The 26,287-nt window shown below is 66.9% G+C and carries 20 protein-coding genes; 13 read left to right on the top strand and 7 right to left on the bottom strand.

Annotated features, from left to right (window positions below; genetic code table 11):
* Positions 1-323 precede the first annotated feature (323 nt).
* A complete protein-coding gene (locus KVS69_RS09045) occupies positions 324-4,085 on the top strand; it encodes a LamG domain-containing protein (RefSeq protein WP_217537854.1) in 3,762 nt (1,253 codons plus the stop codon).
* Positions 4,086-4,089: 4 nt separating this feature from the next.
* Here the strand turns inward: KVS69_RS09045 and KVS69_RS09050 are convergent, their stop codons facing one another.
* Positions 4,090-4,929, bottom strand: coding sequence for a PhzF family phenazine biosynthesis protein (locus KVS69_RS09050; protein ID WP_217537822.1), 840 nt, complete (start codon positions 4,927-4,929; stop codon positions 4,090-4,092).
* Positions 4,930-5,094: 165 nt separating this feature from the next.
* Here KVS69_RS09050 and KVS69_RS09055 point away from each other — a divergent pair, with 165 nt between their 5' ends.
* Complete coding sequence (locus tag KVS69_RS09055; protein WP_217537823.1) at positions 5,095-5,451, top strand: hypothetical protein; 357 nt, start codon at positions 5,095-5,097, stop codon at positions 5,449-5,451.
* 22 nt (positions 5,452-5,473) lie between these two features.
* Here the strand turns inward: KVS69_RS09055 and KVS69_RS09060 are convergent, their stop codons facing one another.
* The 3 genes from KVS69_RS09060 to KVS69_RS09070 all read right to left on the bottom strand — a co-directional run bounded on the left by KVS69_RS09060 (position 5,474) and on the right by KVS69_RS09070 (position 8,825).
* Positions 5,474-6,064: a cysteine dioxygenase family protein gene (locus KVS69_RS09060; RefSeq protein WP_217537824.1), complete on the bottom strand. Its 591-nt coding sequence runs from the start codon at positions 6,062-6,064 to the stop codon at positions 5,474-5,476.
* A 161-nt stretch (positions 6,065-6,225) separates the two neighbouring features.
* Positions 6,226-7,851, bottom strand: coding sequence for a carboxylesterase/lipase family protein (locus tag KVS69_RS09065; RefSeq protein WP_217537825.1), 1,626 nt, complete (start codon positions 7,849-7,851; stop codon positions 6,226-6,228).
* Positions 7,848-8,825: an alpha/beta hydrolase gene (locus tag KVS69_RS09070; RefSeq protein WP_217537826.1), complete on the bottom strand. Its 978-nt coding sequence runs from the start codon at positions 8,823-8,825 to the stop codon at positions 7,848-7,850. The genes KVS69_RS09065 and KVS69_RS09070 overlap by 4 nt, the downstream gene beginning before the upstream one ends.
* Positions 8,826-8,995: 170 nt before the next feature.
* Here KVS69_RS09070 and KVS69_RS09075 point away from each other — a divergent pair, with 170 nt between their 5' ends.
* The 9 genes from KVS69_RS09075 (at position 8,996) to KVS69_RS09115 (ending at position 18,581) form a co-directional block, all read left to right on the top strand.
* Complete coding sequence (locus KVS69_RS09075) at positions 8,996-9,817, top strand: 2-keto-4-pentenoate hydratase (protein ID WP_217537827.1); 822 nt, start codon at positions 8,996-8,998, stop codon at positions 9,815-9,817.
* A 37-nt stretch (positions 9,818-9,854) separates the two neighbouring features.
* On the top strand, positions 9,855-10,862 hold the full coding sequence (locus tag KVS69_RS09080) for a TRAP transporter substrate-binding protein (protein WP_217537828.1): 1,008 nt from the start codon (positions 9,855-9,857) through the stop codon (positions 10,860-10,862).
* 11 nt (positions 10,863-10,873) lie between these two features.
* Positions 10,874-11,407, top strand: a complete 534-nt coding sequence (locus KVS69_RS09085) for a TRAP transporter small permease (RefSeq protein ID WP_217537829.1) — start codon at positions 10,874-10,876, stop codon at positions 11,405-11,407.
* Positions 11,408-11,410: 3 nt separating this feature from the next.
* Positions 11,411-12,694, top strand: coding sequence for a TRAP transporter large permease (locus KVS69_RS09090; protein WP_184126327.1), 1,284 nt, complete (start codon positions 11,411-11,413; stop codon positions 12,692-12,694).
* A gap of 88 nt (positions 12,695-12,782) precedes the next feature.
* The gene (locus KVS69_RS09095) at positions 12,783-14,360 is read left to right on the top strand and encodes a family 43 glycosylhydrolase (RefSeq protein WP_254622108.1); all 1,578 of its coding nucleotides are present in this window, start codon (positions 12,783-12,785) and stop codon (positions 14,358-14,360) included.
* A 41-nt stretch (positions 14,361-14,401) separates the two neighbouring features.
* Complete coding sequence (locus KVS69_RS09100; protein ID WP_093535383.1) at positions 14,402-15,460, top strand: LacI family DNA-binding transcriptional regulator; 1,059 nt, start codon at positions 14,402-14,404, stop codon at positions 15,458-15,460.
* Between the two features lie 219 nt (positions 15,461-15,679).
* A complete protein-coding gene (gene kduI / locus KVS69_RS09105) occupies positions 15,680-16,528 on the top strand; it encodes a 5-dehydro-4-deoxy-D-glucuronate isomerase (RefSeq protein WP_068848104.1) in 849 nt (282 codons plus the stop codon).
* 33 nt (positions 16,529-16,561) lie between these two features.
* Entirely contained in the window at positions 16,562-17,317 is a 756-nt protein-coding gene (kduD, locus tag KVS69_RS09110; RefSeq protein WP_093535379.1) for a 2-dehydro-3-deoxy-D-gluconate 5-dehydrogenase KduD, read from the top strand.
* Between the two features lie 157 nt (positions 17,318-17,474).
* Positions 17,475-18,581 carry a GDSL-type esterase/lipase family protein gene (locus tag KVS69_RS09115; protein WP_217537830.1) on the top strand — a complete coding sequence of 369 codons (1,107 nt, stop codon included), beginning with the start codon at positions 17,475-17,477 and terminating at the stop codon, positions 18,579-18,581.
* A gap of 171 nt (positions 18,582-18,752) precedes the next feature.
* On the opposite strand, the gene phhA is transcribed toward KVS69_RS09115, so the two are convergent.
* Positions 18,753-19,649: a phenylalanine 4-monooxygenase gene (phhA, locus tag KVS69_RS09120; RefSeq protein WP_217537831.1), complete on the bottom strand. Its 897-nt coding sequence runs from the start codon at positions 19,647-19,649 to the stop codon at positions 18,753-18,755.
* Positions 19,650-19,776: 127 nt separating this feature from the next.
* On the opposite strand from phhA, the gene KVS69_RS09125 reads away from it, so the two are divergent.
* Positions 19,777-20,259, top strand: coding sequence for an Lrp/AsnC family transcriptional regulator (locus KVS69_RS09125; protein WP_068848115.1), 483 nt, complete (start codon positions 19,777-19,779; stop codon positions 20,257-20,259).
* Positions 20,260-20,389: 130 nt separating this feature from the next.
* On the opposite strand, the gene KVS69_RS09130 is transcribed toward KVS69_RS09125, so the two are convergent.
* Complete coding sequence (locus tag KVS69_RS09130) at positions 20,390-21,391, bottom strand: patatin-like phospholipase family protein (RefSeq protein WP_217537832.1); 1,002 nt, start codon at positions 21,389-21,391, stop codon at positions 20,390-20,392.
* 1,317 nt (positions 21,392-22,708) lie between these two features.
* On the opposite strand from KVS69_RS09130, the gene KVS69_RS09140 reads away from it, so the two are divergent.
* Positions 22,709-24,976: a TonB-dependent receptor gene (locus KVS69_RS09140; RefSeq protein ID WP_217537834.1), complete on the top strand. Its 2,268-nt coding sequence runs from the start codon at positions 22,709-22,711 to the stop codon at positions 24,974-24,976.
* A 366-nt stretch (positions 24,977-25,342) separates the two neighbouring features.
* Here KVS69_RS09140 and KVS69_RS09145 read toward each other — a convergent pair whose 3' ends face one another.
* Positions 25,343-26,188 (bottom strand): phosphatase PAP2 family protein, encoded by an 846-nt coding sequence (locus KVS69_RS09145; RefSeq protein ID WP_217537835.1) that lies wholly within the window; start codon positions 26,186-26,188, stop codon positions 25,343-25,345.
* Positions 26,189-26,287: the final 99 nt, after the last annotated feature.

The following is a 26,287-nucleotide window of genomic DNA, read 5'->3' on the forward strand; positions in this document are numbered from 1 at the left end:
CCAGCAGCAGACACCCGGGGACCTCCAGCAGCGCGCCGGCCGCCGCCGCAGGGGGGCGGCCCGGGGGAAGGGAACCGGGGGCCGGGCGCCCCGGCCCCCCCCCCCGCTGCTGCGACGCAAGATGTTGGGGAACCGCTGCTTTGCTAGCGTGTGCTGCGTGCAGGCGTGCGGCGGGGATGTCCGCGCGCCTGCGCGCAGCGCACGTGCACTGCGTTGTGCCGCTCTCCAACGCCACTGCCGTACTGCTGAGTTGTCGAAAGGAACCTGCCATGCCGCTGCACGTTGTCCGTTCGCCCCGCCGTACCCGCCTTTCCGCCAGCCTGATGTTGCTGCTGCTGGGAGGCAGTGCCGGCGCCTGGGCACAGGGCGCGCCGCAGCTGCTGTTCCATGTGTCGGCCGACAACGGCTTCACTGCCGATACCGCGCAAGGCGACGGGGTTCCGAACTTCCAGGACAAGGTCAAACGCGTGCCCGATGGCGCGCACGGTGCTGCCATCCAGTGGGAAGACGACGGCGTGCTGTCGTGGAACGCGCCGGGCAACATCCAGGCACAACGCGGCACCCTGGGCTTCTTCTGGCGCCCCCGCTACGCGGTGGGTGAAGCGCCGTTCGTGATTTTCCGGGTCGGCTATGCCGACCACAGCAGCTGGGACATGGCCTGGCTGCGCATCGACTGGAACGGCCACGGCTTCGATGCCTTCGTGACCGACGCCAACCTGGCACGCACCCGCGTGTCATTCAAACTGGATGCCCTTCCGTCGCCAGAGCAGTGGCAGCACATCGCCTTCGGCTGGGACGAGAACCACGGCGTGCGCCTGTACGTGGACGGCAAAGAGGTCGCCCGCCAGGAAACCACCGCCGATTACGATGCGGCGCTGGACCAGCTCGGCCTGGCCGGCCGGGTGATGGCGCCCTACCAGGTGCAGAGCCGCTATAACTTCCTGCGCGGCAGCGATGCCGACGAGATCCGGGTGTACGACCAGCTGCTGGATCCCGCCGGAATGTCCGCGCTGGCGGCGAACAAGGCACCGAGCACCGCCGTCGCCGATACCGGGGCGATGCGCGCGTGGAACCATCGCTTCGGCTGGGACAGCGCCGCTCCGCCCGCGTTGGCCAGCCCGACCACCACCATCCGCAAGATCGAGTTCGCCGACACCAAAGACCACAAGCAGTGGATGTGGAAGGCCACCGACGGCATCGCCGAGACCACCTGGCCGGGCGTGTACAACCGCTCGCGCCTGCCCGGCCGCAACGACTATTTCCAGCTGCCCGACTGGAACACCTACGTGGAAGGCGGGCAGCAGCTGGACCTGACCCTGCCTGAGGGTGAGACCGTCAACCGCATCGAGGTGCGCGGCGCGGCCTTTGGCGCGCTCAGTCACAGCGCGGGCAGCGCGGCGGCCACAACGCTGCTGCAGCGCCCGCAGGGCGTGGTGCGCAGCGTCGACCAGATTCCGGCGCAGACCGGCGGGGTGCTGCACTTCCGCAACACCGCGCAGGAAACCCCCATCCAGGAAATCTGGGCCTACCAGGTCAGCGACGCGGCCGAGCCGACCGGCACCGTCAAGCAGCGTTACCTGATCGACAGCCAGGCATTGCCCGACTACCTCAACATCACCGCGCTGCGCGACTACATCGACGGCCGCTATCCGGCGGCCGAACGCAGCACCGTGATGGCCCTGCCCAAGGGCGCAGGTTCGCGGCGGCGTGCGACCGATACGCTGCCGGCCAACCCGCTTCCGATCGTGCACGTGCTGATTCCTTCCGGCGTGGGCGACGCCCCCGCTGCGCAGCCCTTGATCCGCAGCTGGGCGCACAGCTGGGAAAACATGCATGACGGGCTGGACGGCGTGGCCATCGACCTGCCTGCGCTGGACCTGCCGGCGGCGAAGGACGGGCTCATTCCGCTCAACATCCGCATCAAGGACCCGATCTGGCCGGCGCGCGACATGATCGACGTGTCGGTGTCGGTGAAGCCGAACGAGAAGCGCACGCTGTGGCTGGACCTGCGCGACCGCATCCTCACCGCGGACAGCCTGTGGATCAGCATCGCCTCCGGCGCGCCGGGCTTCAACGCGGCCTCGCTGGATGGCGCGGAGATCCGCATGGTGTACAAGGATCGCGCCGAAGCGAAAAAGGAACATGTAGCCGATCGCTTCAACCAGGCCCGCGACAACTGGGGCTTCCTGGTCGAAGAGCACACCACCTCCAAGCGCCAGCGCCTGTATGCGCGCGTGTACGCGGACCTGACCGACCTGCTGCGGGTCGACCCGGACCACGAACTGGGGCGGCTGTACTGGAACTACATCAGCTACAACAGCCAGGGCAAACCGCCGTTCGCCCAGCCCGAGGCGCCCAAGGGCGTGCCACTGTGGGCGTTCCGCCAGACCCAAGACCTGAAGTACGTGCGCCGCTTCGTGGACTGGTGGATCGACAACCGCCAGATCGCCTACGGCGATTTCGGCGGCGGCATCTCCGACGACACCGACCTGACCCAGCAGTGGCCGGGCCTGGCGCTGATGGGCGTGGAGCCGGACCGGCTCAACCGCTCGCTCACCGCGCTGTCCGACGCGGTGTACCGCAACGGCATGTTCTCCAATGGCTTGAGCACCATCGAAACCGATGAGCTGCACGCCTACGAGGAAGGCATCAACGCCAACAGCGCCATGCTCTACCTCAACTGGGGCGACCCGCTCACGGTGGAGCGCCTGATGGAAACGGTGAAGGCGTTCGACGAGCGCATCATCCTGCCCAACCCGCAGGGCCACCTGCTGTTCTCCAGCAACTGGTTCGGCGGCAACAAGGTCTACCGCGAGCCGAACTGGCAGTGGCAGAAGCCGTATTCGTTCCCGGCGCTGCACCCGGCCTTCCTGATGGGCCAGTACAACGCCGACCCGACCGGCCGCAAGCTGGTCACCGGACTGGCCGACAGCTACCTGGCCCACGCCTACACCGACGACAAGGGCCGCTGGGCGCTGCCCAACGAGATCAACTGGGCCACGGGCAAGGTGCGCGGCGGCGAGCTCAACAACGGCTCCGGCGGCGGCGATGTCATGCACACGTTCTGGGCGGCGTGGCGCTGGAGTGGCGACGACAAGTACCTGAAGGCGCTGGACTACCGCGTGCAGCGGGGTGGCCCTGGCGCACTGGCCAACCTGGGCGAAAACTTCGTCGAGGTGCTGGGCAAGGGCGCGGAGTGGAACCCCGGCCTGGTCGCCGATGCCGATGCAGGCAACACCGGGTTCTCCAGCCTGATGGCGTGGCAGGCTACTGGCGACAAGAAGTACCTGGAAGCGCTGCACGCCGATGGCATCCAGGCCAAGGCGCAGCGCGAGTACATGAACACCGAAGGCCACTGGTGGTCCGACCGCGTCGAAGCACCGAGCGAGTTCCTGCAGCGGGCACGTCTGGGCGGTATCGCGCTCAAGCGCAACCAGAGCTGGCCGGGCCACACGGTAAGCTGGCGTTTCGAACAGCCGGACGCAGCCGAGCAGGTGGCGTTGCTGGTGCACGCGCCCTCAACCGAGCGCTTCAAGGTGATCGCTTACAACACCGGCAAGCGCGCGGTGGATGCGCAGATGAGCACGTGGAATGTCACCGCCGGGAGCTGGCGGATGACCAGCGGGGTCGATCGCGACGGGGATGACCGGATCGACGGCAGGGCCGACGTGCGCGAGGTGACGCTGGAGCGCAGCGCGTCCGTGCCATTGCGGTTCGCGCCAGGGCAGGCGCAGGTGGTGGAGTTCGAGCTGATCCAGGCGGGCACGCCGGTGGAACAGCGGCCCGACCTGGCGGTAGGCCGTGGCGACGTGCGCGTGGATGGCCGCCAGGTGCACGTCACCGTGCACAGCCTGGGGCATGTGGGCACGCCGTTGGGCACGGCGGTGCTGGAAGATGCGGGCGGGCGCGAGCTGGCGCGGATCGAGATTCCAGCGATGGCAGCGCCCACGGATCTGGTGCTCAAGACCACCACGGTGGCATTGCCACTGCCGGCCGGCAACCGCAGCGGCCTGAAGGTGCGGGTGATGTTGGCCGATGGCGGCGCCGAAGTGACCCAGCTCAACAACGTGGTGGCGGTCGAGTGACCGCCTACAACGTCACCCTCCCCTCGATACACGTCACGCAGGCACCCCCGATCCACAGCGCGTCCCCCACCCGTTCCACCTGCACGCGGCCGGCGCGACCCATCACCGTGCCCTGGCTGATTACATACCGGTCCGGCGCCGCAGTCTCCCGTAGCAACCACCGCGCGATACCCGCATTGAGGCTGCCGGTCACCGGATCCTCTGGTGCGGCCTCGCCGGCAATGAATGCGCGCGATTCAAACTGTGAATCCACCGCGTCGCCTTCGCCACACGCCGCGAACACGCCCAGCATCAGTCCGTCCAGCGCCGCGTAATCGGGGCGCACCGCCAACACGGCCGCACGGCTGCGCAATCGCAACGCCAACCACGGCGGGCCGTTGTCCACCCATTGCGCATCGACCAGTTCATCCACGGCCACCCCCAATCCCGCCCGCACCCGCTCGCGCAACGACGGGTCCAACGGCCCTTCCCGCCGCAACGGCGGCGCCTCGAACGCCAACCCGGCCGCATCGCCGCGGATCCGCACCAACCCGATCCCGCACTCCTGCACGATTTCCCCGCCACGCGGCACGCCGCCGTTGGCCAGCCATGCATGGCAGCTGCCCAGCGTGGGATGCCCGGCGAACGGCAGCTCGCCCAGCGTAGTGAAGATCCGCACGCGGTAATCGGCACGCGGGTCGTTGGGCTTCGATACGAACGTGGTCTCGCTCAGGTTGGTCCAGCGCGCAAAGGCGGCCATGCGTGCATCGCTCAACCCATCGGCATCAAGCACCACGGCCAGCGGATTGCCCAGCAGCGGATCGGTGCTGAAGACGTTGACCTGGAGGAAGGGGTGGGACGTCATGGGCAGCGGTTCCTTGGCGGGATGTGGCGACATGCGGGCATCCTGGCGGTGAACCCTGCATCAAATCTAGGATCTTTTTCAACGCACCACCCCAATGGCCGCAGATAGCATCTGGTCGTCATCACCACACCGATGCACAGCGCCACCTCTCTTGGGGAAACACCTATGAACACCAACGTCGCCGACATTGATGAGGCGGTGCCGATCGAGGCATGTCCGCGCCCACAGCCTGAAGCTTCCGGCGCAACTCATGGTTGGCGGGTGCGGGAGTACCAGGACGGCGGCGTGGACCACGTTGAAGTCCGCGACGGCACGGGCCGGGTGCAACTGGTCATCGCCTACGCCGCGGGCGTGTTCTGGGCACTCCATGTAGGATTTCCCACAGCGCGGGTGTCGTTGCCGAACTGGCGGTTGAAGTTGCCCGAGGGCGCCAGCGCCACGGAGGTCTACGCCGGAACGCGTTTCTCGCTCACCCGTTTCAGCAGAGGCGAAGAAGCGGTGTGGCGCATCCAACCCGCATGACTGCGGGTGCGGCGACGCCGCGTCACGCGACGTCGGTTTCCATTTCCTTCATGCGGCGCTTGTACCAGCCGTCGTGGTCGGGTTCGAAGATCGCGCTGCGGGTCATTTCGCCCTGGTAGACGTGCACGGAAATGGCCAGCCGCTCGTCGCTGGTGTTGCGGATGGTGTGGTATTCGTGCGGCGGAATCAGGCTGCCGGCGCTGCCGCAGTCGCCGATCACCGACGGCTCGGCCTGGAAGCGGAAGCGTTCGCCCCTGCGTTCGAGCAGCCGGTACTGGGTGACTTCCAGTTGCCCCAGCCACACCCCTTCCACGCACCACAGGCCGCTGTGGTCATGCAGCGGCGTGCCCTGCCCCGGCGCCCAGCTCATCGCCACGATGCTGTAGCCGTGCGCCGGGCTGCGGTACAGCTCGCGGCGTGCGTAGTGGTCGCTGATCGGGCGGTGCACGCAGGCCGGCAGCTGGATGCAGCTGTCGGCAATTGCCTCGCAGAGCGCACCGCGCAAGGTTCTGGCGATCTGCTGGGGATCGTCATGCTGCACGGCGTGATCGATGGCGGCTATCAATCGATCGCGGCCATGGAACGGCGGAAAGAGATCGCAATGGTCCTGCATGCCCCCAGTCTAGGCGATGGAGGTTAAGGACATGTTTGATCTGAATCACGGCTGATTACCGCTTTTTGGCCGAAAATCTATTGGATTTCGTTGTTCGGTTGATGCTGCCTATCGTTGTTTGGAGTGGGGCCGACTATGCGTGGGACACGCGTGGCGTGTCGCTACATCGTGCCTCGCTGTACGAACGGGGCCTGCTGGTACAGGCGACGTTCGCCGCCACGCGGGTCGTCAGCGAGCCGTGGCGGGGTGTTGAACAGCATCGTCTGGCGGCGATCAAGCCCGTACTGCTCCCACTGCGGCAGCCCAGGGTGCTGCGGGTTGCCGGTGCGGGCGAAGGCGATCAGGGCATCGCTCATCGCTGCCGCCATGCGCTGCGCGTCGGCCGCTTCACCGGTACGCGAACCCTCTGCCCGGGTGTTGTCGAACACCAGCGGGATATCCAGCGTGTGGAAGGCGCCCAGCCTGCCGCCGTCCAGTGGTGAGCCCCAATCGAGCTGGTACGCCCAGGTGGGCGCGCCCTGCCGCGCGCGTGCTTCCAGTTCCTCCACCGCCCCGCGCCAGGAGCGGCCGGCGGTGGTGGCGGCGAAGAACACATCAGAGGGCGTGTAGTGCGGATACAGGCGCCGATACTCGGCGATCACCACCGATGGCAGCAGATCGACGAACTGTTCCTTCTCCAGCCTGGCCGGCAACGTCTCCCAGGTCAGCGCGAAGTTGGCCGGGTCGTGGCCGAGGAACGCGCGCGTTTCGTCGTGGGTGTTGCCGATCACCATCGGGATCCCGGCGGACTGCTCGGGCGCCTGCGGCCAGAACGGGTGTGCCGGCAGCGCGCCGCCATCGACCACGGGACCGAAGTACAGGCTGGTGTTCTCCACCCGCGACGGATCGCGCGCGCGGGTGGCCGCCAGCAGCGCCGACACCGGCAGCGCCAGCAAGCCCTCCACATCCATTGCGCCTACCGCCTGCATGGCGATCTGCGCACGCTGGGTGGCCGCACGCGGCCCGGCCGCGGTGACCTGCTGGCCACTCATCGTCCAGGCACGCTGGAACAGGCCGCGCGCGGCGGGCATGGCCATCAGCGTGGCGATCTTGGCGCCGCCGCCGGACTGGCCGAACACGGTGATGTTGCCGGCATCGCCACCGAACTCGTGCGCATGTTCGCGCACCCACCGCAGGGCCTGGATCAGATCGAGCTGGCCCACGTTGCCCGAATCGGCGAACCGCGCATCGCCCAGCTGTGCCAGGTACAGGTAGCCGAACACATTGAGCCGGTGGTTGACGGTGACCACCACCACATCGCCACGCTGGCACAGCGCGCTGCCGTCGTACTGCGGGTCGCTGCCGGAGCCGTTGTTGTAGGCGCCACCGTGGATGTAGAACAGGATCGGCCGCGGCTTGCCGTCGCGCAGCGCCGGCGTCCACACGTTGAGGTACAGGCAGTCTTCGCTGCCGGGGCCGTCCTCCTTGCTGCCCTGCGGCGCGGCCGGCCCGTAGGCCAGTGCATCGCGCACCCCGCGCCACGGCAGTTCAGGCAGTGCCGGCTGAAAGCGCCGGGTCGCGGTGTCCGCGCCATAGGGCACGCCAAGGAAACGGTGCACGCCCTGGTCATACCGGCCGCGCAGGCGACCGCCGCGTACCTTCGCCAGTGAAACGGTCGGGGTGGTGCCGGTGGACGCGCCTGCAAGCGATGACGCCAGCGGCAACGTACCGGCCGCCAGCAGCATTGCGTAGCGCGCACTGTCGCGCAGGAAGCGGCGGCGCTGCAGGTCGGCAGGGGTGTACGTCATGGCGCCTTCTCCCCGTTCTGCGCCTGCATCCAGTGCAGCGCAAGGGTGGGCCACTGGGTGGCAAGCGCAGCGGGCGGCAGGCGTACGCCGAAGCCGTGCCCGCCGTTTGCGAACAGGTGCATTTCACTGGGCACGCCCGCCGCCAGCAGTGCCTGGTAGTACAGCAGGCTGTTGTGCACGGAGACCACGTCGTCGTCCTGCGCGTGGACCAGGAAGGTGGGCGGGGTCTGCGCGCTGACCTGCGCCTGCATCGAATACTGCTGCTCCAGCGCGGGCGTGGGGTGTTCGCCCAGCAGCCGGGTGCGCGAGCCGCTGTGCGCGTGCCGGCCCATGTCGATCACCGGGTACAGCAGCAGCGCGAAATCCGGGCGCGCGCTGAGCGCATCGGTGGCATCGCCGATGCCCGGCAGCGCGGTGGCGTAGCCGTTGCTCAGCCGCGCAGCAACATGGCCGCCGGCGGAAAAACCGATCACGCCGATCCGTTGCGGATCCAGCTGCCACTTCGTTGCGCCGGCGCGGATCACCCGTACCGCGCGCTGTGCATCGGCCAGTGCGGCCTGTCGGTCCCCGCGCCCGGCCGGCAGCCGGTAGCGCAGCACGAACAGGGTTACCCCGCCCTGCTCCACGAAGGCCGGCACCAGCGCGGTGCCTTCCTTGTCCAGGACGATGCGCTGGTAGCCGCCACCGGGAATGACCAGCAGGGCGGTGCCGTTGGGTCTGGCCGGGCGGTAGGCGACCAGGTACGGCGCGCTGACGTTGTCGATGTAGCGGTCCGGCAGCGCGGGGTCGGCGCTGCGCTCGACCACGTTGGGCACCGCGGCGCGCTTGGGTTCCCCGGGCACCCTGCCGGCGGGCCAGAGCGCGATGCGGGTGGGCGTGCCGGGGGCGGGCTCGCTCTGCGGCACCGGGCGCTCAACGGCCTGGGCCGGCGGTGGGGCAACGGCGGCCAGCAGGCAGCCGGCCAGCAGGGACATCAACACAGCACAACGCATCCGCGGCAGTCCTCTCAGGGGTGGGCAAACGGTAGCGTGCCGGGCTCGTGCAGGTTCTGACGCGGTGCACATTGCCAATGACACCGGTTTACCATATACAGCTCATCCAAGTGCTGTCGATGGGCAGTGCAACAATTCACCGGGAGACCCGCTTGAGCAACGATCAAGGCAAACAGGACCTGCCAGAACAAGGGTTGGGCGACATCGCCCACGCGTTCGTCACGGCCCGCCAGCAGGGCCGTTCACTGCCGGATTTCCCCGGAACCATCCCGGAAGACCTGGTCACCGCCTACCAGGTGCAGGACCAGGCCATCGCGCTCTGGAACGACCAGGTGGTGGGCTGGAAGGTTGGCTACATCGCCGCCGAGCGCCGCGATGGCTCCGGCGACGACCGCCTGCTGGGCCCGATCTTCTCTCAGCGGCTCTGGAATGCTACCGGTGGAACAGTGGACATCCCGGTGTTCGTCGGCGGCTTCGGCGCGGTGGAAGCCGAGTACGTGATCCAGCTGCAGCAGGACGCCCCGGCCGACAAGCTGCACTGGACCGCCGAAGAGGCAGAAGCCCTGCCCGCCAAGCTGTTCATCGGCGTGGAAGTGGCCAGCAGCCCGCTCGCCACGATCAACAAGCTGGGCCCGCGCGTAGTGGTGTCGGACTTCGGCAACAACAACGGCCTGGTGCTGGGCCCGGAGATTGCGGACTGGACCTCGCTGGACGATGCCGACCTGCGCGCCGAAACCCGCATCGAAGGCGAAGTGGTAGGCACCGGTGGCGCCACCCTGCTGCCGGGTGGCCTGCGCACCGCGTATGCCTTCGCGCTGGCCCGTTCGGCCCAGCGTGGGCGCCCGCTGAAGGCCGGCGATCTGATCGCCAGTGGCAATGCCACCGGTATCCATGACATCGCCGTAGGCCAACAGGCACTGATCCGTTTCGCCGGTTACGGCGACATTACCTGCAGGGCCATCGCCGCCGGGTAACCGGGCGGCCATGGCGAGTACGCTTGGGAGGGCGCAGATGATTACTCGCAGAAGTTTCCTTGCCACCAGCGTGGGCGCGCTCAGCGTGCCCCTGTTGTCGGCCGGGTGTTCACGTTCCACCGGTGACGCGCCCGATGGCGCGCGCCTGCTGACCGCAACCGATGTGCATGTGGCCGACTACCCCACCGTGACCGCGGTGAAGTGGATCGCACAGCAGCTGGAAGCGAAGACCGGCGGCCGCCTGCGGCTGCGCCAGTACCATTCGGGCCAGCTGGGCCGCGAATCGGAAGCGATCGACATGGCCCGCTTCGGGGTCATCGACATTACCCGCGTGTATTCCGGCGCGCTCAACAACGCCTTCCCGCTCACCCAGGCGCTGTGCCTGCCCTACGTGTTCGATTCGGTGGCGCACATGCGCCGCGCGCTCGACGGCGGCGTGGCCGATACCGTGCTGCGCGGCTTTGAAACCCGCGACCTGGTGGGGCTGGCGATCTACGATTCCGGCGCGCGCTGCTTCTACAACACCAAGCACCCGATCATGGAACCGAAGGACCTGCACGGCCTGAAGCTGCGCGTGGCCTCCTCGGACATCTTCATCCAGCTGATGCGCCTGCTGGGCGCCAACCCGACCCCGATGTCGCTGGGCGACACGTTCTCGGGCATGGAAACGCACATGATCGACGGTGCGGAAAACAACATGCGCAGCTTCCACTCCAGCCGCCACTTCGAGGCTGCGCGCTACTGGTCGCAGAGCGACCATTCGTATGCGCCGGACGTGCTGCTGATGTCGCGCCGCAGCTTCGAGTCGCTCAGCCCGGAAGACCGCCAGCTGCTGCTGCAGACCGCGCGCGAATCGGTGGGGGTGATGCGCCAGCAGTGGGATGCTTCGGAAAGCACCGCCCGCCAGGCCGTGGCCGATTTCGGCATCCAGTTCAACGAGGTCGACATGCCGGCCTTCCGCAAGGCCGCCGACCCGTTGCTGCAGCAGTACCTGCAGCAGCCGGAGCTGGCCGCCCTCACCCGTCGCATCCGCGACTTCGCCTGAGGCCTGCCGCGATGTCCGACCCGACTTCCGAAACCACCGCCGACCTGCGCACGCTGCCGCAGCGCGCACTCGACGGCATTGCCGACATCACCATCTACATCGCCGTACTTGCCCTGCTCGGGCTGGTGGTGGTGCAGGGCTGGCAGGTGTTCGCCCGCTATGTGATCAACGATTCGCCCAGCTGGACCGAGCCGGTGACCCTGCTGCTGCTGGCCACCGCCATGAGCCTGGGCGCGGCCACCGGCGTGCACACCCGTCGCCACTTTGGCTTCTTCCTGCTGGCCGTGCACATGCCCGCCGGCCTGCGTCGCGCGGTGGATGTATTCGCCTCGCTGGTGGTCGCGGTGCTGGGCGTGGTGATCGCCTGGTGGGCCGGCGTGCTGCTGCTGGATGGCCTGGATATCAAGGCGGCTGGTGCCAACCTGCCCCAGAGCATCAACTACCTGCCGCTGTGCATTGGCGGTGCGCTGATGGCGGTGTTCGCCGTGAACCAGATGGTGCAGGCCGTGCAACCGGCCATCGCTGAAGCAGAGGGAGACCGCTGAGTCATGGGTATTACGATTCTTTTCACTGTATTTGCGGTGCTGCTGCTGCTCGGCGTGCCGGTGGCCTACGCGCTGGCCGCGGCGGCGCTTGCCACCCTGTGGTACCTGGACCTGCCGACGCTGGTGCTGGTGCAGCAGATTTCGGCCGGTACCGGTTCGGCCTCGCTGATCGCCATTCCACTGTTCATCTTCGCCGGCGAAATCATGATGCGCGGCGGCATCTCCGAACGGCTGATCGCGCTCGCCTCGTCGCTGGTCGGGCGCCTGCGTGGCGGCCTGGGCCAGGTCTCGATCCTGTCCTCGCTGTTCTTCGGCGGTGTATCCGGCTCGGCGATCGCCGACGTGTCGGCGGTTGGCGGCACGATGATTCCGCAGATGGTCAAGCGCGGCTACGACCGCGACTTCGCGGTAAACGTCAGCATCACGGCTGCATTGGTGGCGCTGCTGGTGCCACCGTCTCACAACCTGATCCTGTTCTCGGCGGCAGCCGGCGGTGGCCTGTCCATCGCCGACCTGTTCGCGGCAGGCATCATGCCGGCGCTGTTGATGACCGTGGCACTGATGGTCACCGGCTACGTGGTGGCGCGCCGTCGCGGCTACGGGGTGGAAGTATTCCCCGGCTGGCGTGCGGTGCTGCTGCGCATGGTCTCGGCCCTGCCCGGCCTGGGCCTGGTGGCGCTGATCTTCGTGGGTATCCGCGCCGGCATCTTCACCGCCGTCGAAAGCGCTGCCATCGCCGTGGTGTACGCGTTGCTGGTGACCACGGTGCTGTACCGCCAGCTCGACTGGCGCGAGTTCCTGGGCACGGTGACCCATGCCGCGCGCAGCACCGGCGTGATCCTGTTCGTCATTGCTACCGCGGCAGTGTTCGGCTGGCTGCTGGCCTACCTGCAGGTACCGGCGGCCGCAGTAGAGTTCCTGCAGTCCTTCGCGCACAGCAAGTTCATGGTGCTGTTGATGATCGTGGTGATGTTGCTGCTGCTGGGCACCTTCATGGACCTGGCGCCGATGATCCTGATCTGCACGCCGATCTTCCTGCCGGTGGCCAAGGCCTACGGGATCGACCCGATCCACTTCGGTCTGGTGCTGGTGCTGACCGGCGGCCTGGGCCTGGTGACCCCGCCGGTGGGCTCGGTGCTGTTCATCGGCACGGCGATCGGCAAGATCAGCGTGGGCGAAAGCATGCGGTCGATCTGGCCGTTCTGGTTCGCGGCGCTGGCGGTGCTGTTCATCGTCACCTTCTTCCCGCAGCTGTCGCTGTGGCTGCCGGCGCTTCTGCGCGCCTGACCGCGCGGCGGCCCCGTGCCGCCATCGCGGATGTGGACCCGCCTTCGCAGGCGGGTCCTGCACCGAACCAGGGAGACACCCCATGCGTATGAAGACCCTGCTGGCCGGGCTGGCCGCCGCCGGCCTGCTGCTCGCCGGCGCCCTGCATGCCGCCGATGTGCCGGCCACGTCGTGGAAGCGTGGCATCGAGAACCAGCGCCAGGCCGACCTGGGCAACGGCACCTTCCTCAACCCGGTGTTCGCCGGCGACCGCCCCGATCCGTCGGTGCTCAAGGATGGCGACGACTACTACCTCACCCTGTCCTCCTTCGACGCCTACCCGGGCCTGCCGATCTGGCATTCGCGCGACCTGGTGAACTGGCAGCCGCTGGGCCACGCGATCACGAAGAATGTCGGCGCGATCTGGGCACCGGACATCGTCAAACACGACGGCCGCTACTTCATCTACTTCCCGGCACGCACCGGCGAAACCCGCAGCAACTTCGTGGTGTGGTCGGACAACATCCGCGGGCCGTGGAGCGAGCCGATCGACATCGGCCTGGGCGGTTACATCGACCCCGGCCATGCGGTGGGCGAAGACGGCAAGCGCTACCTGTTCCTCAGCGGCGGCGCCTACGTGCAGCTGGCCGACGATGGCCTGAGCGTGGTGGGCAAGCCGAAACACGTCTACGACGGCTGGAAGTACCCGGAAAGCTGGGACGTGGAGGCCTACGCGCAGGAAGGTCCGAAGATCAACTTCCACAACGGCTGGTACTACATGACCACCGCCGTGGGCGGTACCGCCGGCCCGCCGACCGGGCACATGGTGATCACCGCACGCTCGCGCTCGATCCACGGGCCGTGGGTGAACGCGCCGAACAACCCGATCACCCGCACGAAGTCCGCCAGTGAGCCGTGGTGGTCGCGTGGCCATGCCACCGTCGTGGAAGGCACCGACGGGCGCTGGTGGATGATCTACCACGGCTACGAGAACGGCTACTGGACCCTCGGCCGCCAGGCACTGCTGGAGCCGATCGAGTGGACCGACGATGGCTGGTTCGTGGCCAAAGGCGGCGACCTCGGCCAGCCGCTGGCCAAGCCCTCGGGCGAGTCGGTGGGCCAGCACGGCATGGCGCTGTCGGACGACTTCAGCGGCAAGACCCTGGGCGCGCAGTGGTCGTTCTTCAACCCGGCCCAGGACGAGTACAAACGCCTCGGCTTCAGCGCCAACGGCCTGACCCTGCAGGGCAAGGGCGACACCCCGAAGGACAGCTCGCCGCTGACCGCCATCGCCGGCGACCAGGCTTACCAGTTCGAGGTCGAAATGGACATCGCGCCCGGCGCGGTGGGCGGTGCCCTGCTCTTCTACAGCGACCGGCTGTACGTGGGCGTAGGCAGCAACGGCGAGAAGTTCATCATGCACCGCTACGGCGAGGAGCGCCCCACCCGGCTGGCCCCCAGTGCCAAAGGCGGCAAGCTGTGGCTGCGGGTGACCAACAACCGCAACATCGTGACCATCCATTCCAGCACCGACGGCAAAACCTGGCAGAAGTACCCGGTTCAGATGGAAGTCTCCGGCTACCATCACAATGTGGCCGGGAAGTTCCTCGCCCTGAAGCCGGCCCTGTACGCTGCCGGCGACGGCAAGGTGACCTTCCGCCAGTTCCGCTACCGCGCCCTTGATTGAGGGCGCCGGTAGACTCCTTCGACCTCTCATGGTTTGAACACATGTCACTGCGCAGCAAGACCGACCCGTCACCGCACGGGTTGACCAAGGGCAAGGCCGCCACGATCAATGACATCGCGCGGCTGTCGGGTGTATCCAAGAAAACGGTTTCGCGGATCATCAACAACTCGCCACTGGTGCGCAAGGACACCCGTGAGAAGGTGGAAACGCTGATGCGCGAGGTGGGCTACACGCCCGATCCGCTGGCGCGCGGGCTGGCCTTCCGCCGTTCGTTCCTGATCGGCATGGTCTACGACAACCCCACCGCGCAGTACATCGTGGACATGCAGTACGGCGCGCTGGACGCGCTGCGCGGCTCCAGCTTCGAATTGGTGGTGCATCCGTGCGATTCGCGCAGCCCAGGCTACATCGAAGGCGTGCGCCGCTTCGTGCAGCAGCAGAAGCTGCACGGGGTGATCCTGGTGCCGCGTGCGTCGGAAGACCAGGCGCTGGTGGACATGCTCGATGAGATCGGCTGCCGCTTCACCCGCATCGCCGCGCTGCCGCTGGATGACACCTCGCAGATGGTGGTGACCCACGACCGCGACGGCGCCGCCGAAGCGGCCGATTACCTGCTGTCGCTGGGCCACCGCGACATCGCGCTGGTCACCGGCCCGAGCGCCTACCGCTCGGCGCACGAGCGCACCGCCGGCTTCATCGACGCCCTCGCCCAGCGCGGTATCGAGCTGCCGCCCGGGCGCATCGTGGAAGCCGGCTACACCTTCGAATCCGGTGTGGCCGCCGCCGAGAAGCTGCTGCTGGGCAAGCAGCGCCCGACCGCGATCTTCACCGGTAACGATGAAATGGCCGCCGGTATCTACAAGGTGGCGCTGCGCGCGGGCATCAACATTCCGCGCCAGCTGTCCATCATCGGCTACGACGACAGCCCGCTGGCCTCGCGCCTGTGGCCGTCGCTGACCTCGGTGCGCCGCCACACCCGCGACACCGGCCGCACCGCCGCCGCGATGCTGGTCCAGCCCGACGGCCAGGCCGCGCTGCAGATCGCCAGCGTGCGCCCGCACCTGATCGTTCGCGATTCGTGCCAACCGCCGGAGGACTGACGGGACGGTGCGGGTCACGACCAACGGTCGTGACCTACCGGCAAGGCAGCCCACCCGACCGAAAGCCCCACGAGATGATTCCACGCGGTAGGTCACGACCGTTGGTCGTGACTTCCCACCGATCCCGCAATGCAAAATGACACCGGTTTCCTCCTTGGCTAGAATGGGGGAAATCGCGCCGGGGCCGCCCCGTCGGCCCACCCCTGCTCTGGAGACGCCATGTACTGCAAGACCCACTACGCCACCCATCCCGACGCCATCAAGGGCGCCAGCAACGATGACCTGCGCGAGCTGTACCTGCTCGACGGCCTGTTCAATGCCGACGCGGTGACCCTGAAGTACACCCACTACGAGCGCTTCGTGCTCGGCGGTGCGGCCCCGGTGAAGGGCCCGGTGTCGCTGCCGAAGCAGACCGAACCGGCCTCCGCCGCCGGCCATGCGTTCCTGGAGCGCCGCGAGCTGGGCATCATCAACGTCGGCGCCGGCAGCGGCACCGTCACCGTCGACGGCACCGTGTACACGCTGGGCCCGAAGGACGGCCTGTACGTGGCCATGGGCAGCGAAGAGGTGGTATTCGCCTCCGACGACGCGGCCAACCCCGCGCAGTTCTACCTGGCCTCGACCCCGGCGCATGCGCGCTTCGAGACCAAGCAGCTGTCCATCAAGGATGCGGTTGCGCTGGAACGCGGCGCGCTGGAAACCAGCAACGAACGCACCATCTACCAGTACATCGTGCCGGCCACCTGCCAGTCCTCGCAGCTGCTGCTGGGCCTGACCGTGCTGAAGCCGGGCAGCGTCTGGAACACCATGCCGCCGCACCTGCACGACCGTCGCAGCGAGGTCTATTTCTACTTCGACCTGGGCCAGAACGACCGTGTGTACCACTTCATGGGCGAGCCGGACGCGCAGCGCCACATCGTGATCCAGAACAACGAAGCGGTGGTGTCCCCGCCGTGGTCGATCCACATGGGTGCCGGCACCAGCAACTACGCCTTCATCTGGGCGATGGGTGGCGAAAACCTGGACTACACCGACATGCACGTGCTGGACATCTGCCAGCTCAAGTAACCCACACCGCATTGGATAAGGACCGTAACTGCAATGGCTAATCCGTTCAGTCTGGAAGGCAAGGTCGCCCTCGTTACCGGTGGCAACACCGGCCTGGGGCAGGGCATCGCCGTGGCGCTGGCCCAGGCCGGCGCCGATGTGGCCGTGGCCGGCATCGCGCCGCCCACCGACACCATCGCAAAGATCACCGCGCTCGGCCGCCGCTGCCTGGCGGTGGAAGCAAACCTGATCAGCATCGAGCCGGTGGAGCGGGTGATCCGCGAAACCATCGAAGGGTTGGGTGGCCTGGATATCCTGGTCAACAACGCCGGCCTGATCCGCCGCGCCGATGCGGTGGACTTCAGCGAGCAGGACTGGGACGACGTGATGAACGTCAACATCAAGTCCGCGTTCTTCATCTCGCAGGCCGCCGGCCGCCACTTCATCGCGCAGGGCCGCGGTAAGATCATCAACATCGCCTCGATGCTGTCCTTCCAGGGCGGAATCCGGGTGCCGTCGTACACCGCCAGCAAGAGCGGCATCGCCGGCATCACCCGCCTGCTGGCCAATGAGTGGGCCAACAAGGGCATCAACGTCAACGCGATCGCCCCGGGTTACATGGCCACCGACAACACCGCCGCCCTGCGCGCCGACCAGGACCGCAACAAGTCCATCCTCGACCGCATTCCGGCCGGGCGTTGGGGTACTCCGGAAGACCTCGCCGGTACGGCGGTGTTCCTGGCGTCCAGCGCCTCGGATTACGTCAACGGTTCGGTGATTCCCGTGGATGGGGGTTGGCTGGCCCGGTGATGCATGGGTATCGACCAACGGTCGATACCTACCGGGATCAGATCGTCGGCCGCGAACCCGCGGCGCAAGACCGGTAGGTACCGACCGTTGGTCGGTACCCCCGCCAAACGTCCTGACGGTAGCGCCGGCCGTTGGCCGGCCCTCCTGGAGCCCGAACATGCACCGCTTCCTGCTCCCGATGCTTTTGTTGTTCGCGGCGGTCACCACACACGCGGCGCCGCACCGTGTTTTCATTGCCGGCGATTCCACCGCTGCCGACTACGGCCCCGAACGCGCGCCGCTGATGGGCTGGGGCCAGGCCCTGCCGAGTTATCTGGACCCCGCCGTCTGGCAGGTCCGCAATCACGCCAAGGCGGGCCGCAGCGCGCGCAGCTTCATCGAGGAAAAACGCCTCGATGCGATCGCAGCCGAGATCCAGCCCGGCGACGTGCTGCTGATCCAGTTCGGCCACAACGACGCAAAATTCGAAGACCCCACCCGCTACGACGACCCGGACACCGCCTACCCGCAGTACCTGATGCGCTACGTGCAGCTGGCCCGCGACAAGCGCGCCACGCCGGTGTTGATCACCCCGGTGGCGCGGTTGCTGTACGACTTCGGTTCGTTGCTGGACACGCACGGGCTGTACACCCAGGCGGTGAAGCAGCTGGCCGCGCGCGAACAGGTGGCGCTGATCGATCTCAACGCCAGCTCCACCCGCTGGATCCGCGCGCTGGGCGAGCAGGGCGCCAAGCCATACTTCATGTTCGTGCCGGAACAGAAGAAGGCCGACGGCACCCATTTCAGCACTGCCGGTGCCACCGCCGTGGCCTGCCTGGTGCTGCGTGACTGGGTGGCGTTGCAGCCAACGCTGACGCCGGCGTTGAAGCGCGACATCGATTGCGATGTCAGCCAAGCCGCAGGGCACGGCGCTGACCCGGCCAAGCCGTCGCGGGTGGTGCACGAAGGCGATATCGCCATTACCCAGTCCGGTCCGCATGGCGGTGCCGGCCCGACCACGGCGTATCCGTTCTTCGCCGACGACAAGGACCTGCCCTTCGTGCTGCGCAAGCGGGTGCTGCACAAGGGCGCGGGCATCGGCCTGCACCCGCAGCACAAGGACGAGATCTATTACATCGTGAGCGGGCAGGGCAGCTACGTACTGGATGGCAAGCAGTACGACGTGGCGGCCGGCGATGCGCTGCTCACCCGCGTAGGCAGCCTCCATGCGCTGCAGCAGCGCGGGGAGCAGGATCTGGTGGTGCTGCTGGCGTATCCGCGGTGAAGGCGCAGCCGGGCAGGGCCCGGTGGGTCGGCTTCTGGCAGGTCCCCGGCGATCATGCTGCCGCACGACCAACGGTCGTGCGCTACCGCCGCCGCGCACCGTGTCACGACCATTGGTCTCAGCGCACCGTCCCGGCGGTAGGGCACGACCGTTGGTCGTGACGCTTCAACCTTACACGTCGCCGCCTTCCGCCCAGCCCTCGCCAGTGCCCTTCTGGAACACGCGGTCGCCTTCCTGCACATCACCGGCCGGCAGGTGCTCCTGCGTTTCCAGCGCGGCGTAGATCGGGGTGAAGTCCGGCGCGGTGGCTTCCATCAGCTGCTCGTAGCTGTCGATGACGAAGTAGGTCTTCTGGAAGGTATCGATGCGGTAGCGGGTGCGCATGATGCGCTCCAGGTCGAACCCGATCCGGTTCGGCGCAGCTGATTCCAGCGAGTACAGCGATTCGCCCTTGGACGAGACGATGCCCGCGCCGTAAATGCGCAGCCCTTCGGGCGTATTGATCAGGCCGAACTCCACGGTGTACCAGTACAGGCGGGTGAGGTGCTGCAGCGCTTCGGGGCCGATCGCGTGCGCCTTGACGCCGCCGCGGCCGTAGGCGGCCATGTAATCGGCGAACACCGGGTTCATCAGCAACGGCACGTGCCCGAACAGGTCGTGGAACATGTCCGGTTCGGCGATGTAGTCGATCTGGTCCGGGCGGCGGATCCACCAGGTGACCGGGAAGCGGCGGTTGGCCAGGTGGTCGAAGAAGTCCAGTTCCGGCAGCAGGCCTTCCACGCCAACCAGGGTCCAGCCGGTCGCGGCGCCCAGCACTTCGTTGAGCTGGTCGAAGCGCGGAATCATGTGCGCGTTCATGCCCATCTCGTCCTGCGCCTGCAGGAACTCCTTGCTGGCCCGGCCCACCAGCAGCTCACGCTGGCGCTGATACAGCGTGCTCCAGGTGGCGTGGTCGGCGGCGGTGTAGCTTTCCCACGGCTGTTCCACCACGGCGGTGGTGTACACCGGCACGTAGCCCTTGTCGGTCTGCTGGTGTTCGACGCGGCGGGGGGCGGTGGCGGTTTCCATCGAGGTGGGCTCCTGGGAAGTGACCCCTTGATGCTAGGGCAGGGCGCGCGCAAGAGGATTGCAAAGTTGCGCGGATCTGCCGACTTGGCGCAATATCGTTGCGTCCAATCAATGTTGCGGAGCAGCAATGTCCGGAGATGCCCAGTTCGACCGCACGGATCTGCGTCTTCTGGCGGAGATCCAGCAACATGGCCGCGCCACCAACGCCGAACTGGCGGCGCGGGTGAACCTTTCTCCGTCGGCCTGCCTGCGGCGGGTCCAGCGGCTGGAGAGCGAAGGGGTGATCGCCGGCTACGGCGCGCGACTGGAACCGCGCCGGATCGGGCTGGGGCTGCAGGCCTTCGTGCGCGTACAGCTGGAAAAGCACGACCAGCACGCCATCGGCGTGTTCGCCGACAGCGTGGTGGACTGGGATGAAGTGGTGGCCTGCCATGCGCTGACCGGCGACATGGATTACCTGCTGCACATCTACGTGCGCGACCTGGAGCACTTTTCCAGCTTCCTGCTGGACAAGCTGCTCAATGCAGCGGGCGTGGCCGACGTAAACTCCAGTTTCGTGCTGCGCACGGTGAAGGACTTCAGGGCGTTGCCGTTGTCGCAGCTGGAATGACGCAACGCGTCATTCCAGCGGTAGAGCCGACTGTTGGTCGGCTGCCCTTTGCGCAGACTCCGCCGCCCGTGCGGAGAGCAGCCGACTAACAGTCGGCTCTACCGCGGGCGGCGTCCAGCGATGACGCGGTTTACCCCTCGCACTTTTCCTTGCGGCCCATCAGCTTGCCCACGCGCGAGGGTTCGTCGCACTTCGGCTTGGGCGGGGGCGGCGCCGCTGCCGCCGTGCGTGCCTTCTGCAACTGCTGGATCTTGGCGCGGATCTGCGGCATTGCCGCCATCGCGGCCTTTTCGCCCTCCAGGATCGCGTAACCGCGCTGGCTGAAATCGGCCGCGCCGATGTCCAGCACCTTGGGGCGGATGATGATGTCGGCACGCGCCAGTTCCTGCTCGCCCAAGCGCTGGCCCATGATCGAGATGGACTGGTTGACGATGCCCAGCATGCCGGTCGGCGATTTGCCGCTGGCCTTGCTGGAGATATCCACCGCGATGACGAAGTCCGCGCCCAGTTGGCGCGCGGCATCCACCGGCACCGGGCTGACCACGCCGCCGTCGACGAACAGGTTGCTGCCGATCTTCACCGGCTCGAACACGCCCGGGATGCTGCTCGAAGCACGCACCGCCTGGCCGACGTTGCCGCGCACGAACACCGCGCGATCGCCGGTATCCAGGTTGGTGGCCACGGCCGCGAAGGGCTTCTTCAGCTTTTCGGCCGGCTTGTTGTTCACCTGCGCGTTGACGTAATCCTGCAGCTTCTGGCCCTGGACCAAGCCGCCGGAGAACAGGCGCACGTCGCGGATGCTGGCCTCATCCAGCGCCACGGCCTTGGACTGCATCTGGAAGGCATCCATGCCGCTGGCATACAGCGCGCCGACCACGCTGCCGGCGCTGGTGCCGGACACCACGACCGGCTCGAAGCCATTGGCTTCCAGCATCTTGATCACGCCGATGTGCGCGAAGCCCTTGGCCGCACCGCCGCCGAGCGCGATGCCGATCTTCACCGGCTTGGCCGGCGCGGCAGGCACCACCACGGGGGTGACCGGGGTGGGGCGGGCGTTCTCGCCCCCACAGCCAGCCAGCAGGCCGAGCAGGGCAACAGACAGCGTCAGGCAGGTGCGGCGGAAGGCGGTCATGGCGTCTGCGGAAAGTGAATGGGCAATAGCATAGCGGTAGCGCCGGCCGTTGGCCGGCCTTCGAGATGGTTGGGGCGGGGGGCGTTTAGCGGGGCGTCGGGCCGACCATGGCGCGCGCTGGCCGCGCGGGTGATGCGTGGCGCGTGGCTGCTCGGTAGTACGTACTGGGTAACGGCGCCAGCAAAAAAGAGGCCCGCTTGCGCGGGCCTCTCGGTGCCTTTCGGCCAAATGTACTGCGTGTGCCTTTCGGCCAACGCCACCAGTTTATGGACCAGGGTCGACGGGTGCAAGCTGAAACGAAGCCATCGAGCTGTCAAGAAAGCCGTGGAATCAACGGGTTGCCTCGGATTCAAGGGCTTCCGGAGGCCTGGGGGAGTGCTGGGGTTCTCGATCCATTTGCGACAAATCGCGCACGGCGTCGAGGAGGCCTTGGCAGCCTATGGCCCTGATCACTGCACGCTGGATGGACGCGAGGCAGTCATCAGACACCCTTGGGGGTGGCGAACCGCGTCGATTCAGTGGCCTCAGGCGGTTCCGGTCGACCGTCTGGACCATGTTGGACTTGGCCCAGCAGGTCGGTGCGTTCCGGTACCTGACAAGGTCGGGCAGTTGGGAACGCTCCAGACGGACATGCAGTCCTCTGGCCTCGCCCGCTTTCCGGGGATTGTTGTGGCAGTCCTGCGTGGTGCTGATGGGAACGACCAGATACTGGCCCTTGTGGTCTCCAAGGATGACAACGGGACGGGGCTTCTGGATCTCGTAGGGAATAGGGCCTTGGAACTCGGTTCTGGTGTACTCGGTTCGGCCATTGGTCCCAGCCATGACAGGCGCTCCGTCCGGGTCCAGGAGTGGGCGGTATCTGCCGAAAAGACATTCGTAAATCTCGCCGCGCTTGATTCGGGAATTCATTGCAGAACCCTTTCTGGATCGCCCGGTTTGTAGCACCGGCCGCGATCGAAGACAGGTACTGACTCACCATTCGGGTGTGACCATCGTTGCGCCAGGAAGGCATCCACACGAACCCGCCTCAAGACAGAAGCCTTTCCAGACGCTGTCGCCAGATCCACCGCGTGATTCTGCGGCGGAGCTCGTTGTCGCCATTGGCTACGCAGCTTCGAACCTCCTCTCTGGAGATTCCGGCAGCGGCGATTCCGAGCCGGTGCCGTTCCCTGAAGGCGTTCATCCACCCGTTCCCGTTTCACATTTCCGGGACCGGATCCTGATAATCAGTGGTCCGCATTTGCGACGCTGTTGTTGTACTGCAACAATTGTCTGGTAGCGCCGGTCCACCACCCTTCCCAACACAGCCTAATCGCCATGTTCCCGAACCGCACTGCCCACGGCCGTACTCCGTCCGTGCATCCCCTCGTTGTCGCGCTTGCCGCCCTGCTGCCATTGACGGCCGCAGCCCAGGACGCCCCCGCCACCAAGGATCCGGTAGCACTCGACACCCTGCAGGTCACGGCCCAGCGCCGCGTCGAAAACGCCAAGGACGTGCCGGTCTCGATCTCGGCCATCCAGGGTGAAAAGCTCGACGTGCTCGGTTCGGCCGGCGACGACATCCGCTTCCTGTCGGCCCGCGTGCCGAGCCTGAACATTGAATCGTCCTATGGTCGTGCCTTCCCGCGCTTCTACATCCGCGGCCTGGGCAACACCGATTTCGATCTCAATGCCTCGCAGCCGGTGTCGCTGGTGTATGACGATGTGGTGCAGGAAAGCCCGCTGCTGAAGGGCTTCCCGCTGTTCGACCTGGCCGGCGTGGAAGTACTGCGCGGCCCGCAGGGCACGCTGTTCGGGCGCAATACGCCGGCCGGCGTGGTCAAGTTCGATTCGGCCCGCCCGTCGCAGGATGCCGATGGTTACGTCAAAGTTTCCTACGGCACCTATGACACCTGGAACACACAGGCCGCCTACGGTGGCCCGCTGACCGACCGCTGGTCCGCGCGCGTGTCGGCGCTGTACCAGCGCCGCGACAACTACGTGGACAACACCCGCCCGAACGCACCGGCCGAAGGCTTTGAAGGCTACGACGAAGCCGCCGGCCGCGTGCAGTTCCTGTACGAAGGTGACGAATTCGAAGCCTTGTTCAACCTGCACAAGCGCAAGCTCAACGGCACCGCGCGCCTGTTCCGGGCCAACATCATCCAGCCGGGCAGCAACGCGCTGGTGGAAAACTTCGACCGCGACAAGGTCTCCAACGACGGCGAGAACTTCTCCGAACTGGAAACCTGGGGCGGCAGCGCGCGCCTGCAGTGGAACCTGGGCAGCGTGACCCTGCACTCGATCACCGGCTATGAAACCGCCGAATCGCTCAACCATGGCGACATCGACGGCGGCTACGGCGCCAGCTTCCTGGGCGCCGGCAACTACGGCCCGGGCTTCATTCCGTTCCCGTCCGAATCGGCCGACGGCCTGCCGCACCACCGCCAGTGGACCCAGGAATTCCGCGTGGAATCCAACGAGTGGGGCCGCTTCGACTGGCAGGCGGGCGTGTTCTACTTCGATGAAGACGTCACCATCGACAGCTTCAACTACGATTCGCTGACCCCGGGCAACCCGCAGACCGGCCATGCCGTGCAGAGCCAGCGCAACAAGGCGTGGGCAGCGTTCGCGTCCGGCGATTTCGACGTGACCGAGAAGTTCAAGCTGCGCGGCGGCGTGCGCTACACGCAGGACAAGAAGGACTTCACCGCCAGCGTGCTGCAGGCGGTGCCGGGTGGCACGCCGGTGAGCGGTCCGTACATCGCCAACACCGATGTCGACGATGTCAGCTGGGACCTGAGCGGTGTGTACCAGATCACCGACAACGTCAACACCTACGCCCGCGTGGCCAAGGGCTTCCGCGCGCCGTCGATCCAGGGCCGCCTGGCCTTCGGTGGCGTCTCGCAGGCCGACTCGGAGAAGGTGATTTCGTATGAAGTGGGCGTCAAGGCCGACCTGTTCGACCGCCGCGCGCGCCTGGGCTTCAACATCTTCCGCTACAACGTCGATGGCCAGCAGCTGATCGCGGTGGGCGGCAGCAACAACACTGCCACCCTGCTCAATGCCGACAAGACCATCGGCCAGGGCGCGGAGCTGGACTTCGAAGCCTACCTGACCGACCACGTGCTGCTGACCCTGGGCAGCAGCTACAACGACACCGAGATCAAGGACCGCGACCTGGCGGTAGCAATCTGCGGCGGCGGCTGCACCATCACCGACCCGACCACCGTGATCAATGGTGGCACCTACGCGCTGGTCAACGGCAACCCGTTGCCGCAGGCGCCGAAGTGGATCCACAACCTGACGCTGCGCGCCGGCTTCCCGATCAACGATGCCAGCGAGCTTTACGTCTACACCGACTGGGCCTACCGCAGCCCGGTGAACTTCTTCCTGTACGAGTCGCCGGAATTCCGCAGCCGCTCGTCGCTGGAAGGCGGCCTGCGCCTGGGTTACAACTGGGATTACGGCCAGTACGACGTGGCCGTGTTTGGTCGCAACCTGACCAACCAGACCCGCGTGGTGGGTGCGATCGACTTCAACAACCTGACCGGCTTCCTCAACGAGCCGCGTACGTTTGGTGTGGAGTTCACCGCGAAGTTCTGATCGGGGTGCGCAGCATGTAGACGAAAACGGCGCGGAGCAATCCGCGCCGTTTTTTTTGTCGATCACAAACCGGTAACGCCGACGGTGACGCCGACGGTAACGCAGACGGTAGTGCCGACTGTTAGTCGGCAGCTCTCCCTTCCGAGGTCATGAACGCCTGACGGGTGGCTTCGGCCGGGCGTAAACGTCGGTGGCGCTTCCACAATGGCAGTCATTCGACTTCGGATGCTTGCGCCGCGCTGCGCGCGGTCGCCGACTAACAGTCGGCGCTACGAATTGCTGGCGAACGTCCGTGGATCAGGATACGTCGCGAATTGCTGGCGAACGCGATCAGATCCGGATGCGTCACCATCGGGCGACCCAACGTCACAGCGCGCTGGCGGGTCGGACCTTCAGTACCGTTTCCTCGGCCGCGCAATCGCGGCTCACGGTTGCGCCTGCCGTTCGGGCTGCTGCGATTTCCTTTCGGGCGGCCAGCAGGTCGCGGTTGAACTCGGCGTTGTCGTGCAGCCTTGCCACCGCCGCCGCGCCCATGAAGCGTCCTTCCAAGATGTCGCTCTGCCAGTGCACGTTGCACACCAGGCGGCTTTCACCGTAGTTGCGGCCGCGGGCCTGGATGGCGTCGGCGCGCTCGGGGACGATTTCCGACAGGATCAGCGCCCACGCCCAGCCGATGGAGGTGTGGCCGGACGGGTAGGAGCCATTCTTGCGCAGGCCTTCTTCATCCTCCGGCGTGCAGGTCGGTTCGCCATTGACCATGAACGGGCGCGCGCGCTGGTAGTGGTGCTTGGCGGCGCGGGTGGCGGCGCTGGCATCGATGCGGCTGCGCTCGAGCAGGCGGTACAGCGCGGGGGTCTTCTGTGCATCCACATCCAGCCCGATCGCGCAGGCGAACTGGTTCGCCCCTTCCGGGAAGCCCAGTTCGGCATCGCGGTGGGCCTGGGCGAAACGCGGGCTGTCGCGCAGGGCGCGCGCTTCGCGGCTGACCTGCTCGTCCAGCGCGAACCCGGCCGAGCCGGCCGCCGGCGGGGCCGGCACCAGCGCCAGGCTGTCCGGCACTGCGTCGGGCGCCAGGTAGCCCACCGCCTTGGTCACCACCGAGGCCTCCACCGGCGTGGTCGGCGCGGCCACCGTGGTACAGCCGGCCAGCGCCGCGATCAGGGCGGTGGCCAGCAGGGGGCGCAGGAACGGGGCGGAAGCGGCAGCGTGCATCGGCAGGTCTCAAAAGCGTGAAGCGCGCATGATCGCAGCTTCCCAGGCCCCTGCCAGCGGCCACTGGTCATGCCGCCAGACCCGGCATGGCGCCGTGAA

The sequence above is a fragment of the Stenotrophomonas sp. GbtcB23 genome, assembly GCF_019091045.1.
Lineage (GTDB): Bacteria > Pseudomonadota > Gammaproteobacteria > Xanthomonadales > Xanthomonadaceae > Stenotrophomonas > Stenotrophomonas rhizophila_A.